This is a genomic window from Pandoraea terrigena (assembly GCF_902459705.1).
GTDB lineage: Bacteria > Pseudomonadota > Gammaproteobacteria > Burkholderiales > Burkholderiaceae > Pandoraea > Pandoraea terrigena.
The window spans coordinates 837,592-850,768 of the sequence record NZ_CABPRU010000001.1; the positions used below are offsets into that span (position 1 = coordinate 837,592).

The 13,177-nt window shown below is 60.4% G+C and carries 13 protein-coding genes; 5 read left to right on the forward strand and 8 right to left on the reverse strand.

Going from position 1 to position 13,177, the window contains the following annotated elements:
• The first annotated feature begins 23 nt into the window (after positions 1-23).
• A complete protein-coding gene (locus PTE31013_RS03830; RefSeq protein WP_150611461.1) occupies positions 24-920 on the forward strand; it encodes an oxidoreductase in 897 nt (298 codons plus the stop codon).
• A gap of 158 nt (positions 921-1,078) precedes the next feature.
• On the opposite strand, the gene PTE31013_RS03835 is transcribed toward PTE31013_RS03830, so the two are convergent.
• Positions 1,079-1,822, reverse strand: coding sequence for an SDR family NAD(P)-dependent oxidoreductase (locus PTE31013_RS03835; protein WP_150611462.1), 744 nt, complete (start codon positions 1,820-1,822; stop codon positions 1,079-1,081).
• A 472-nt stretch (positions 1,823-2,294) separates the two neighbouring features.
• Positions 2,295-3,143 (reverse strand): hypothetical protein, encoded by an 849-nt coding sequence (locus tag PTE31013_RS03840; RefSeq protein WP_150611463.1) that lies wholly within the window; start codon positions 3,141-3,143, stop codon positions 2,295-2,297.
• Between the two features lie 223 nt (positions 3,144-3,366).
• Between PTE31013_RS03840 and PTE31013_RS03845 the strand changes: the two genes are divergently transcribed.
• On the forward strand, positions 3,367-4,089 hold the full coding sequence (locus PTE31013_RS03845) for a carbonic anhydrase (protein WP_150611464.1): 723 nt from the start codon (positions 3,367-3,369) through the stop codon (positions 4,087-4,089).
• 172 nt (positions 4,090-4,261) lie between these two features.
• Here the strand turns inward: PTE31013_RS03845 and PTE31013_RS25230 are convergent, their stop codons facing one another.
• Together PTE31013_RS25230 and PTE31013_RS03850 are read right to left on the reverse strand one after the other, a co-directional pair.
• Positions 4,262-4,396, reverse strand: a complete 135-nt coding sequence (locus PTE31013_RS25230) for a hypothetical protein (protein WP_281351786.1) — start codon at positions 4,394-4,396, stop codon at positions 4,262-4,264.
• 335 nt (positions 4,397-4,731) lie between these two features.
• Complete coding sequence (locus PTE31013_RS03850; protein ID WP_150611465.1) at positions 4,732-5,100, reverse strand: MerR family transcriptional regulator; 369 nt, start codon at positions 5,098-5,100, stop codon at positions 4,732-4,734.
• A 104-nt stretch (positions 5,101-5,204) separates the two neighbouring features.
• Here PTE31013_RS03850 and PTE31013_RS03855 point away from each other — a divergent pair, with 104 nt between their 5' ends.
• Positions 5,205-6,125, forward strand: a complete 921-nt coding sequence (locus PTE31013_RS03855; protein WP_150611466.1) for an alpha/beta fold hydrolase — start codon at positions 5,205-5,207, stop codon at positions 6,123-6,125.
• Positions 6,126-6,173: 48 nt separating this feature from the next.
• Here the strand turns inward: PTE31013_RS03855 and PTE31013_RS03860 are convergent, their stop codons facing one another.
• Positions 6,174-6,497 carry a GNAT family N-acetyltransferase gene (locus PTE31013_RS03860; RefSeq protein ID WP_246173876.1) on the reverse strand — a complete coding sequence of 108 codons (324 nt, stop codon included), beginning with the start codon at positions 6,495-6,497 and terminating at the stop codon, positions 6,174-6,176.
• A 121-nt stretch (positions 6,498-6,618) separates the two neighbouring features.
• Positions 6,619-7,503 carry a LysR family transcriptional regulator gene (locus PTE31013_RS03865; RefSeq protein WP_150611468.1) on the reverse strand — a complete coding sequence of 295 codons (885 nt, stop codon included), beginning with the start codon at positions 7,501-7,503 and terminating at the stop codon, positions 6,619-6,621.
• Positions 7,504-7,639: 136 nt separating this feature from the next.
• Between PTE31013_RS03865 and argC the strand changes: the two genes are divergently transcribed.
• Both argC and PTE31013_RS03875 read left to right on the forward strand, forming a co-directional pair.
• Positions 7,640-8,569 carry an N-acetyl-gamma-glutamyl-phosphate reductase gene (argC, locus tag PTE31013_RS03870; RefSeq protein ID WP_150611606.1) on the forward strand — a complete coding sequence of 310 codons (930 nt, stop codon included), beginning with the start codon at positions 7,640-7,642 and terminating at the stop codon, positions 8,567-8,569.
• 266 nt (positions 8,570-8,835) lie between these two features.
• Complete coding sequence (locus tag PTE31013_RS03875) at positions 8,836-9,474, forward strand: LysE family translocator (protein ID WP_150611469.1); 639 nt, start codon at positions 8,836-8,838, stop codon at positions 9,472-9,474.
• A gap of 187 nt (positions 9,475-9,661) precedes the next feature.
• Here the strand turns inward: PTE31013_RS03875 and PTE31013_RS03880 are convergent, their stop codons facing one another.
• On the reverse strand, positions 9,662-11,374 hold the full coding sequence (locus tag PTE31013_RS03880; protein ID WP_150611470.1) for a SulP family inorganic anion transporter: 1,713 nt from the start codon (positions 11,372-11,374) through the stop codon (positions 9,662-9,664).
• A 352-nt stretch (positions 11,375-11,726) separates the two neighbouring features.
• Positions 11,727-13,100: an MFS transporter gene (locus tag PTE31013_RS03885; protein ID WP_150611471.1), complete on the reverse strand. Its 1,374-nt coding sequence runs from the start codon at positions 13,098-13,100 to the stop codon at positions 11,727-11,729.
• Positions 13,101-13,177 lie beyond the last annotated feature (77 nt).

The window sequence follows — 13,177 nt, forward strand, 5'->3', positions numbered from 1 at the left end:
ACGCTCAACAAATCAGGAAGCCTATGACAATGCATGACACTCCGACGATCGCCCTGGTGGGCCCCGGCGCAATCGGCACCACCGTTGCCGCTGCGCTTCACGAAGCAGGCCGTACACCGGCGCTGTTCGGGCGCACCGCACACGACCATCTGCACTTGCGATTCGACGGCGGCCAGATTCGCGTGCCCGGTCCCGTGCGGACAAGTCCGGTCGGCATCGAAACGACGTTCGATCTCGTCTTCGTCGCGGTGAAGACGACGCAGGTCGAAACAGCGTCGACGTGGCTGTCCGCGTTGTGCGGCGAGAAGACCGTGGTTTGCGTGTTGCAGAACGGCGTGGAACAAAGGGATCAATTCGCGCCTTACGTGTCGAAAGACCGTGTGCTGCCTTCGGTGGTCTGGTTTCCTGCTCAACGGGAAGCCGATGCCTCGGTGTGGCTGCGTGCGAAACCAAGACTTACATTGCCGGACACGCCGGCGGCGCAGGCCGTCGTGACGGCGTTGCGCGATACCCGCTGTTCCGTGGATGTGACCGAGGACTTCACCAGCATCGCGTGGCGCAAACTGCTTCAGAACGCAGTCGCCGGATTGATGGTTCTGACGGGCCGCCGCGCCGGCATGTATTCCCGCGCCGATATCGAACACCTGTCGCTCGCGTATCTGAAGGAGTGCATCGAGGTCGCTCGTGCGGAAGGCGCGACACTAGGCGATGAAGTCATGCGAGAAATCGTCGATGGATTCCGGCGCGCACCTGCCGACCTCGGCACATCGATCCTCGCCGACCGGCAAGCAGGCCGGCCGCTCGAATGGGATAGCCGGAACGGCGTCATACAGCGTTGCGGCCGCGCGCGTGGCATCGCCACGCCGGTCAGCGATCTAATCGTGCCGCTGCTGACGGCGGCGAGCGATGGACCGGGTTAGACTCAGCACGGCCGTCTGTGTTCGATCCATGCATCCAGGAGCCGGATAGGACGTTGACGGGTTTCGAAGTCAACCGGCCGTCCGAGTGTCCGGCCTTTGATTCAGGCGAACGGCAGAAGCTAGCCGAATTCAGGAGCTCGAAGCTGGGATGCGCCTTGCTACGTGAGATTCAACCCACCATCCGACAGCAGAATTTCTCCAGTTAGATAGTCTGAGGCGACCAGCATCATGACAGCCTGAGCAATGTCTTCCGGACTAGCTGACCGCCGCATTGGGGCCCTCGTCTTCCAAAGCGCCTGTGCCTGCGTCCAGTCTGCGGTCAATGGTGTATCCACCAGTCCGGGAGCAACAGCATTTACCCGAATATCGGGCGCGAGCGATACCGCCAGCAGGCGAGTCATGTGGTTTAGTGCAGCCTTCGTCGCCGCGTAAGGGATTGACGCGCCCTTTGGCCGAACACCCGCATGCGAGCTAATGTTGATCACGCAACCTGGGCGGCCACGTTGAACTGCGTCACGTAATGCAGGTTCCGCCTCGGCTATCAAACGAAACGGAGCCACCACATTGACCTCGTGCAGTTCCGCCCACACCGCTGGTGTAGCTGCAGCCAGATCTGCATGCGGGATGACCCGGCTGATCCCCGCATTGTTGACCAGAACGTCGAGTCGTCCCCACGTGGCGACGGCTTCACGGATAAGCCGTACCCTGTCCGCATCGTCAGCCAGGTCAGCCTGTACGTAGATGGCTGAACCGAGTTCGCGAGCCAATGCTTGACCTGTTTCTGCTGAACTGCGCGAATGCAAGACAACTGAGAATCCTTCGCTTGAAAGCCGCCTGGCGATGGCGGCGCCGATGCCAGAAGTCGAACCGGTAACAAGCGCGACAGGGGACGCAATTTTCATGGTTGTTGACGTGGATGAAAGTCGTTATCTGATGTTCATTCGTCGATTGTCGACGATCCAGTTGACTGTGTCGAATGGCTCTTACTGGCCGGTAACGGCCATCGCAGTCCGCCGGGCCGATTCCGACCCACAAGCGACAGATGCGCCGCTCCAAAGCAGTCGCTTAGGCTCTCACGTTATCCATGGATGTCTCAAGGCGAACTTGTCGAACACCAAAGTCTTCGATTCTCTGGAGGCGACATCGACAGGCGAAGAGCGATAGCGTCGACGGCCTGATCAACCGAAACGTTAGCTATGCAGACTCTGAGGTACGCTGATTCAACAACGTGAATGGAAGTCGCGCAAGGCTATGCAAAGACACTGCTGATCCCCCGCTTTACGTCAGACCGATGTGGTGCGCCGAGCGAAACGCCTGGCGCAAACCGAGGCCGGCCCTCACTGATCTCGCGGGCGGCGCTGGTTGGCGGCGAGATCAATCGACGCTGGCGGCCATGTCCGCCAGCGCTCGCCGCGCCGTCTCGGCGAAATACGACAGGGTGCTGACAAACCACCCATGCGCCTGGGAAACAAACGCATCTGAAAGCGTCACGGCGCGACGGGTCTCGTTGTGCGTCAGCACCCCGCGCGTCTCTGCTTCGTTGATTACATTGCGCACGTGAGATTTCGAAATGCCCAGATCCGATGCGATCTGGCTGCTGCTGAGCTTGAGCCAGTGCCGCGTATCGTGCGATGCGGTGCTCGCCAGTACGCAACGACAATGCTCGCGCAACAGGAAGAATGCAATCCGGTCCCCGCATTCGTTTTGATGGGCCCAGTTGACCAACGGAAATTGTGGAAACTGCGTCGTAACGTTGTCGAGAATTAGCCGCGAATGCAGTACGTAATGCGAAAAGAAAATGTCGTCGCGCCGCATGCGGTCGGCACCACCCCGATCAATCAACCCGAGCGATTCACAGCATTCCAGATGCTTGATCAACCATTGGCGCAAACCGTCGATGGTCCGCGGACCCGGTACCAGATACTTGAGGCGCCGGTCGTCCTGATCGGGCTCGACCGAAATGAGCCTGGCCACCCGCAGTACCGCAAAAAAGCTCGCCAGTGTACGCGAATAGCCAATCAGGTTTTGCAGTCGCGACAAGGTGGGGCGCTCACCGGTTCCTGCCAGATATTCGTAATGCATGACGATCACACGCCCCAAGGCATGCGACTGCATCACTCGCCCAAACAGCTTGTTGATCAGCCGCTCACCACAGAATAGATGCAACAGCGAATCGCAGTAATCATGCATGGGCTGTTCATAAGGTGATGCCGGCGGCCCCATCCGAATTTCCCCCGTTTGGCTACATCAATTTGCTTTCTGTTTTTCCCTCTTTCTGCGGCGGCGAAGTGCATTAAAGAATAGTGCTAAATATACATGCAAAAATTGGACTTCCACGAACAATACCGACCTCGATACGATTGCAGCGTCCCGATCGTCAGACAACATCGCCAGGGCCAAAAGCATTTGCTCAAAACAACGTAGTCCAAGACCAAAGGAAACGATTATGTGCGACCACCACGCTCCCTCGATGTCCCGCCGTCAGTTGCTTTTCGCTGGCGCCGCCGCGATAACTCTCGCCGGCGTCACCGCCGAGGACGGTTTTGCAGCAGAACCGTCGGCTGGCCCGGCGCCGAATGCGATTGCGCCCGATGTGGCGCTCGCCCGTCTGATGGAAGGCAATGCGCGTTACGTCGCCAATGCGCCCTCGAACAAGGACTACTCTGCCGGACGCGCGGCACGGGTAACGGCTCAATACCCCATCGCCGCGATCGTCAGCTGCGCGGACGCGCGCGTCGCTCCGGAACTGGCTTTCGATCAGGGGCCCGGCGACCTCTTCGTCGTGCGCGTTGCTGGAAATTTCGTCAACGACGATGGACTGGCAAGCCTCGAGTATGGCGTCAAGTTTCTTGGTGTACCGCTGGTCATGGTTCTCGGACATACCAACTGCGGCGCAGTGTCGGCCACGGTGAAGATGATTCAGGAGAAGGCTGTCATGCCGGGCCATCTGGCCGACATGGTGCAGTCCATCAAGCCGGCCGTCCTGGCCGCCAGACATGACGGGGGGGAACGGGATCTTGCGGCAAGGGCCACGATTGAGAATGTGCGCATCAACGCCGGTCGCTTGACTGTCTCCAAACCGATCCTTGGGCACTACGTGAAGGACGGCCGGGTGAAAGTGGTCGGCGCCATGTACGATCTGGCCACCGGCAAGGTCAGCATTTTGTAACGGCGGCATGCGTCGTGCAACGCGTCCGTCGCAGCCGCATGAAATCCGCGCGAGCATCTCGCGGTATTTCTTCGACGGGCGCGTTCATGGCAGCTCGGACCTTTGACGGGATGTGACAGGGTTTCGTGCGCACCACGTGTACGTCGGCACCGAGTGCAGCTTTCGCTGTCCATCACGAGTTTGAGACGTCGCCGCGCAAATAGGGCGCCATCAGCCAGCACGGCAGCCAGGCCAGCGCCGGCCGCACCGGCGTCCGCGATCGTCTGAGGATCGTCATGGTACCGGTGCGCAACAGGGCGGCACTCATGGACCGTGCCATCCGGCGCGAACACGCGCCCCGGGAAACAGTGCCCGCCGCGCCTACCGAAGCTCAGGCGAGGTCGTTGATTGAAAACGGTTCCCGTGGCGATGTCGAATGGCGGAAACTGGCCGGAAACGGTCATGCTCGAGAGGCAGTTTTCGACCCTTCTCCGCCGTCGGACAGTTATTTGCGAGCGTCTCTACCACGCTCGATTACGATCGTTCGTGGAGACATTTTCTGGACAGTGATCCGAAGTATTTGCTTCTACCCTCGATCGAAACACGTCAACTTGATCGGTCTCGCCCCGCGGCGGTGCATCAATACTCGAACCCACGCAACTGTTAGAGCGCCAATGTCTCGTTGGTATCGACCGCATTGAGCAGTCTCGCAACGACTTCTCGCGTTTCACTGAGTTCGCGCAGCCGAGCGTCGAGCTTTTCGACTTCACCGCGCAGCAACGCGCGCGCCTCTGCGCATGGATGAAACACCGGTTTCTCACCGAGTACACAAGGCAGCAAAAGCCGGATACTGCTGATCTTCAAACCTGCCGCGGTGAGCATGCGGATGCGCTGTGCGGCGTTCACTTCGTCGGAACCGTAATCGCGGTAGCCCGAATCGGTCCTCTTCGGATTGAGGAGACCTTCGTTCTCGTAATACCGCAGCATCCGCTCACTGACGCCGGTGCGGCGAGCCAGTTCTCCGATACGCATGACATCCCCCGAAAGACACGCTTGACCTTGACAGCGATGTCAAAGTTTAACCTCTTTCGACCGCGCGGATTTCCCGCCGGTCCGTTCGTCAAGAGACCCTCAATATGACACCATCCAATGACACGTTTGACGGAACGTTTCCATTTTCGCCGCGCTTCAGCGATGTTGCCGGCTTTCGCATGCATTACGTTGACGAAGGGCCTGCCGACGGCGCGGTCGTCCTGTGCATTCACGGGGAACCGACGTGGGGCTACCTGTTTCGTGATCTGATCAAGGCGCTCGCGGGCGACTACCGTGTGATCGCGCCCGACCACATGGGATTCGGCAAGAGCGAGACGCCGGAACATCGCACGTACTGGCTACAGGATCATATCGACAACCTTGAAAAGCTCGTGCTTGCGCTGGATTTAGACGACATCACTCTCGTCATGCACGACTTCGGCGGCCCCGTTGGCATGGGACTCGCCGCACGCCATCCGGGCCGCATTCGCCGAGTCGTCAGCACGAACGGCCCGACGCCGTTTGGTCAAAGCACGTTATTCGACCGGCTGAATGCGAATGCCGCGGTCTCGCCATGGTTCCAGTGGATTCTCCGCTCCGATTCGCAAGGCCGTCTCGAACCCGTGCTGGACGAACTCGGCTTCAATATCCTGAGTGTCTTGAAGCTTAACGGCTTCGAAAACCACGCGCGTATCGACGATACGTGGCTGCGCGCCTACGGCTCGCGCTTCGCTCTGCCGACCGACAGTGCCGGCGCGATTGGCTGGGCAAAGGGCTTCGCGATCGGGGCACATCGTTTCGAAGTGCCAGACGCGCTAGCACTCGACTCGATCCGTTCAAAGCCAGCGCTTGCCATCTGGGGCGAGGCCGATCGGACGCTGGCAGCTGAACACTTTCTTCCGCTGTTCAGCGAGATCTTTCCCATGGCGCCGGTTCACCGACTCGCCGGAGTCGGCCATTACAGCTTCGAGGATGCGCCGCAAGAGATCACCGAACTGATTGCCGCGTTCATGAAGACCCACTAACTCGCACTTGGCCGGCCCGCAAAACCGGCCTGGTGTGTCCGGAGTCGATCATTTCAATTTTTCCCCGCAGCCTGGCGCGGATTGAGCGTCGCTATCGCGGAGTGCGCCCACGGAGGTGGCGATGGATTGCGCGTCAGCAACGCAGAGGATCGCAGCAACGACGACCGACCCGATGCCCTTTCCCTGGTGTTCTGGAATAACGTACAGATGTTCAAGCATCAGATGGTCGTCAGTCAGCCGCGTTTGTACGAACCCGACTGTGGCGCCGTCGACCACAATGAACTTGCACAACGCCGGATCGAAGGATGAAAGGAAGCGATCCCGAGCTCTTTTCGGGTCGAAGCGTCCGATGCGCTCCAAGTTCTCCTTCATTGCGTCAATGCGCATTTGAACCCGCGCTTCAACGTCGCTGTGCGTAGTGCTTGTGAAGGCCACGTTCACCGGTCATGCCACGTTAATGTTGTGTCGTTGTGTGAAGCATGCAGGGCAACGACTATGCCAATCGAAGATTCCATAACACATCAAGTACGTGTTGCGTGGAACGCTCAATGTACCCCGCGCGATGGGCAATGCCGAGCCGACGCCACAACGCCGGCTTCAGCGGGCGCATGACAATGCGCTTGTCCGGTAATGGGGCAGTTGCCTCATGGGGTAACAGCGCGGCGCCGTATCCTGCCGCGACCAGACTCTTGATGGCGTCGTTGTAGTTAAGCTCGATGCGAGGCACCGGTTGATGCCCCTTGGTTGCGAACCACTCCGCAGTCAGGTGTGAAAGACGCGTTGTTGCGTCGTTGAGGATGAGCGGTTGGGCAGCGAGCCATTCAGGTGTGACGCGGGCTGGGCACTGCCAATGTGCCGGCACAAAGGCCATCACGGGGTCGCGCCTCCAAGGCGTGATCACGAGTCCAGCCTCCGGGGGCTGAGGCAGTGCGACCAGCCCGACGTCCAGCCTCCCATCCACCAGTCCCGACAACGTTTCCTGTGACGTGAGCACTGCAACCTGGATGTCGATGGCGGGGTGGTGCTGGCGCAGCACCTCAAGCGCTTGCGGTAGTAGGTGCGCGATCGCGCCAGTCGATGCACCCAGCCGCGCGCGTCCTTCGAGTCCTTGCACCTGGCGTTGAATGTCCGCTAACGCCTGCTCCGCATCGGCCAGCAGCCGACGCGCGCGCTCCACCAGCACCTCTCCTATCGCCGACGGCCTGACATGTCCGCGCTTTCGCGATAGCAGTGGCGCCCCAATGCGGTCTTCAAGTTCACTGATGTGCAGGCTAACCGTTGGCGGTGCCAAGTGCAGTGCACGTGCCGCGTCGGCAAATGAGCCGCGATCTGCAATGGCTACAAGGGTGCGCAAGCGGTCCAGGCTGATTTCTCGCATGTCGATGTCTGGATTCAAAAAAACTGAATGATCACGTTGTGAAATTCAACTTTCGTTATTCTAGCTGTCCACGGAATATAGGGGCTCGTTCCCGTTTTTGCTTCTTACAATTCAAAGTCAACGGAGTATTTCACGTATGAGCCCTCCCGTTGTATTCATCGACGGCGATCAAGGTACCACCGGGTTGCTAATCCAGGAACGGCTGCGTAGCCGGACCGACATCAGAGTGACGACGCTTGCTGGTGCGGAGCGCAAAGATTTGCGGCGTCGCGCAGAATTCATCAACGCGTGCGACATCGCGATCCTCTGTTTGCCGGATGCCGCGGCGCGCGAGGCCGTGGCCGCAATTGTCAATCCTGCGGTTCGGGTCATCGACGCCAGCTCCGCGCACCGTACTCATCCGGACTGGATCTACGGATTCCCGGAGATGGCGCCGGGGCAGGCCGAGCGAATTGCAAGCGCACGCCGGGTTACCAACCCCGGTTGCTACCCGACCGGTGCGCTTGGCTTGCTGGGCCCGTTGGTGCAGGCCGGGCTCATTCCGCGCGATTACCCGATCAGCATTCATGCGGTATCCGGCTACTCCGGGCGCGGACGGGCGGGCGTGGAGGAATACGAGGGGGCGGGAGCCGCCAACGCGCCTTTGTACCAGGTCTATGGCCTGAAACTCGCGCACAAGCACGCGCCGGAGATCCAGCAGCACGCCGGGCTCGCGCAGCGTCCCATTTTTGTTCCGGCATACGGCGCGTTCCGTCAGGGCATCGTGCTGACGGTGCCCCTGGCGGTGCGGCTGCTGGCGCCCGGTGTGGGCGGCGCCGCGCTACACGCCTTGCTTGCAGGCCACTATGCTGACGCGACTCACGTGCGCGTCTTGCCGCTGCACGAATCGAGCGCCGTGGAACACCTGGATCCACAAGTCCTGAACGGTACGAACGACATGCACTTAAGCGTGTTTCATAACGGGGACGACGGACAAGTCTTGCTAACAGCCGTTTTCGATAATCTTGGCAAAGGCGCATCCGGCGCTGCGGTTCAGAACCTGAACCTGATGCTCGCGTCGCAATAATTGTCGCTGGCTTGGAATGACGTTCGGCCACGAACAGATGTGCCAACGATGGTTGCCGCATCTGTTTGTGGCCGTCCAACGGCAAACCGTCATCGGTCGATGTGCAGGGGGGCTGATCCGCCGCCTCGTCGTTCGCCATATGGTCAACTACGAAGCGCGCTGCGCTCGCGCAGGCCAAGCTGCGCGACCTCCCGCGACGTGAGGCCCCCGCGACTGTGCCAAAATGCGTGCTTGCACGTCCGATTTCCAGTTCCAAGGAGTCCACGATGACCGCATTGGCTGCCGTTTTCGCCGTTCTCGTCGCGCTGTGGTTAGGCGCCATGATCCCGGGACCAAGTTTCGTACTCGTCGCGCGCAACGCCATCGGCCTGTCTCGTCGTGATGGGCTGGCGACTGCGCTAGGAATGGGCGTGGGGGGTATTTTCTTCGGCGGCGTCGCACTCGCCGGGCTCTACACCCTTTTGCAGTCCGTCGAATGGCTCTATATCGGCCTAAAACTCGCGGGCGGTGCGTATCTAATTTACGTTGCGTCGAAAATATGGCGTGGTGCTGGCAGTCCGATCACCGTCGATGACACTTTTGTAACCCTGTCTGGCAGTGTACGCAAATCGTTCTGGATTGGCCTGAGCACTCAGCTGAGCAATCCCAAGACAGCCATCTGGTACGGCAGTATCTTTGCCGCATTGCTCCCGCAGCATCCGCCGCTCTGGTGCTATTTCGTGCTGCCGCCCCTGGTGTTTGCGGTCGAATGCGGCTGGTACACGATCGTTGCGCTCTGCTTTTCGAGCAAGGGCCCACGCGAAGTGTATCTGCGAGCAAAGAAATGGGTCGATCGGGTTGCTGCCGTCGCCATTGCAGCGCTCGGACTGCGATTAATTCTTAACGCGTCCAAGTCTGGCATCTGACATTGTTTGATGGCATATGCCGTCGACTTGCTTCCGCGCGAATCAACGGAATCCAAGGTTGCATGAGCGCGGTCGTTGCTGAAACCAGCATTCGGGTCTGTATGACCTGCCGCGTCGCAGCCTCGCGGGCGCGCCGTCGTCTTACAGCAAAAGATGCCGTGAAAGCACCTCGCCTCCGGTGTTGTCGTCAGCGCTTCTCGTTCATTTCAGGTTCAAGCGACTGCACGCATTTATCGACGCTCAACTCCCACAGTGCGCTACGCGGCAGCGTCGCGTCGGACGCCCGCTCGAGCGCGGTCAGCGCGCGCGGCTTAAGCCGCACCAGAAGCAGCTGCTGTCCACGTGAGGCCAATTCGGCAGAGAATATGCGCAGTGCTTCGATTGCCGAACTATCGACATCGGGCGTTTCCTCGAGGCTCAGTATCACCGTCTGCACTGGCGTGGACTGCCCTCGCAGCATCAAGCGTACCTTGCTGAGCACGCGTTCGGCATTGGCGAAGAAGAGCGGTACCTCCGGCCGCACGATCGTGATGCCGGGGATCGGTGACGCATCCATGTGTGCGGAGATATCGACGAAATCGTGGCTGTCTCTTAGGCGCCCGAGCACCGAGACAGCCGGCTCCGACAAATTGCGCAGCGCGAGGATAAGGCTCACCCCGATGGAGACCAGCAAGCCGTGGAGCACGCCAAACACGAGCACGGCAAGCAGCGCCGCTATCACGACCAGTCTGTCGCGTCGCCACGTCCAGTACGGCTTGAATATGTTCGGGTGCAGTGAGTGACTGACCGCGTAAATGACTATCGCAGCGAGCACCGGCTCAGGCGTGCGGGATAACTGCTGGAGCATCATCAGGACGATCAGCGCGATGACCGCCGCCGCACACAAACCCGCGAGTCGGGTCTGCGCGCCGGCGGCTTCATTGGCGGACGTGGCCGAGTAGCCCGCACCCACCGGCATCCCGTGCAGTAATCCTGAGACAAGATTCGCGCTGCCAAGCGCCACCAGGTCCCGGTTCGCCGAGACGATATCGCCATGCCTTAGCGCGAAGCTGCGGATCGACCCATACGATTCCGCATAGAGAATCAGCATCAGCGCAAATGCGAGTTCTGCGGTTTGCAGCCACTGTGAGCGGTCGAACCTGGGCAGGCCGAAAGTCATACTGTGCAGATCGATCAGGCCGACGGTTCCAACGCCATGTCCCTGCCAGTCGACCCAGTACCCCGATGCGATCCCGAGCACCATGACAGCCAGCGTCGCCGGCATGCGGGCACTTCGCCCCAGCCCGAAAAGGATGCCCAGCGCGGACACGCCAAGTGCGACGCCATACCAATTCCAACTGGGGGCCTGGTGGACAAGATCGAAGGCGATTCGCAGCGTATCGCTGTAATGCGATTGCACGCCGAGGATCGTTGGCAGTTGTTTGATGGCAATTGTCAGCGCCAGGCCGAACGCAAAACCGCGCAAGACGGGCTTCGAGATAAAGTCCGACATAGCGCCCAATCGTGCCGCGCCGGCCAACAGGAAAAGGATGCCGGTCGCGGCGACGAGGGCGGCGGCGTATGCGACCTGCGCGCCGACGCCCCCGGCGCTGGCCCCCACGGTGGCGGCAAGCACCGCTGCTGACGAGGAGGTTCCCGACACGATCGCGAATCGACTACTGCCCGCCAACGCATAGACGACAAGACCTGTGAGCAGTGCAATCAGGCCCGCCTGCGGTGGCAGCCCAGCGATATTCGCATAGGCAATGGCCTCAGGCAGCAAGAGTCCTGCTATCGAAACGCCTGCGAGTATGTCGCGCGCAATGCGAACCTTTCGCGGTGGAGGCGGCTCGGACGAACTCGTGTAACTTGACGGATTCTGAAGCTGTACGGCGGCGGCGTGTCCGGTATCGATAGTCATATCCAGAGGCGTTATCGAATATACGGCGGTTGATAACCGTCGAGGCGTCACAAACGGAGACGCTATTATCTCTGGATTTTTTCGGTACGAGATTCCTCGTGCTTATTACGGCTCTCGTGAGTTTAGGTTTCCGGATTGCAGGCGTGCGTCGGCTGAGTGAACCCGACGCGCTAGTGGCGGTGTCGGAGTGCTTGCGACCGGCCGTAGTTTCCCGATAGCAGACGTCGCACGCCACGCGTCGAACGCGTGCATCCGCGACGAGTTCAGGCGGATAGTCGCCCCCCTTCACCACGGCGCAGTGACGAGAGGGGGGCGAAGCATTACGCCCGGCACCCACGCGCGGGCGAGCAGATCAGGTCGAGACAGTCTCCAATTGAATCCCCCTCGTTTCAATGCCGAAGAACCAGACGCACGCGGCGGCAATGCCGAAACAAATCGCTCCGAACAGAAACACGGCGTCGCTCGTCGACCACGTGACGATTGCCCCCACGAGGGTCGGGCCCAGCAACGCGCCGATCCGACCGCAGAACGAGGCGTATCCGCATCCCGTGGCGCGCGCTCTCGAGGGAAACAGTTCCGGCGTATACGCGTAGAGGACCGCCCACATACCGAATGCGAAGAATTGCATGCTCGCGCCCGCTGCATAACTCGACCACTGGGCGGCTCCCGCCTGCAACACCTGGCCGAAAACGTACGTGGCGAACGCGCCGCCAACGAGGGTGCTGACACATGTTAGCTTTCGCCCGAGCCGTTCGACCGCCCACGCCGCGACAAGGAAGCCGGGAATGCCGCCGAGCGAAATGCAGACCGTGAACAGAACGGACTGAGTCACCGCGACCCCGCGCGCCTGCTGCAGCGCGCCAAGCCATGTGTTCAAACCGTAGAATCCAAGCAGCGCAAAGAACCAGAGCGCGCCGACGACCAGTGCGCGAACGCGGTAGCTTTCCGACCAGATGACACGCATGCCGCGTTCTTCACGCGGACCCTCCGCGGCGGTCGGCGAAATCGACGGCAACGCATGCAAGTGAAGGCGGCGCATTACCGACTGCTCTACACGTGCCACAACGGCATCAGCCTCGGCATACCGCGCCTGCGACTCCAGCCAACGCGGCGACTCCGGTACATAGCGGCGAACGACAAACAGGAACAACGCGGGAACGGCCTCCAGGGCGAACAGGACGCGCCAGCCGTGGTGGGCCAGCACAAAGTAGGAAAGCAGTCCGGCACTGATGAAGGCGATTGGCCAATTCCCGTCCATCAAAGCCAGATATTTGCCTCGCTTGTCTGTGGGAATGAACTCCGAGAGCAAGGTTTGCGCGAGCGGCAACTCCATCCCCATGCCGATACCGAGCAATAACCGAAAGGCGCTCAACTCGACCGGCCCCGATGCGGTGGCACACAGCACGCTGCCCAGCCCCCAGACCACCATGCTGATCTGAAACACTGGCTTTCGTCCGAATCGGTCTGCAGCAATGCCCGAGCAGATTGCGCCGATCGCCATACCGACGAAGCTCGCACTCCCGATCATCCCGGCCTGCACATTGGTGAGCGCGAAGTCCGCCTTGATCGACCCGAGCACGAACGTCATCGTGGCCAGATCGATGTTGTCGAAGAAGAACGCCAGCGCTATGACAAGAAACAGCCATCGGTGATACCCGCAGACGGGCAGTCGCTCCAGGCGTTGGGCTGCCGTGACGCGGCCGATTTCAATCGATTGCATTTTCATTCAACCTCCTCCGTTTTGACCTATTCCGCTGAATATGTCGGTACCGGGAGTCGGTACTGACATTCACCAATGTCGGC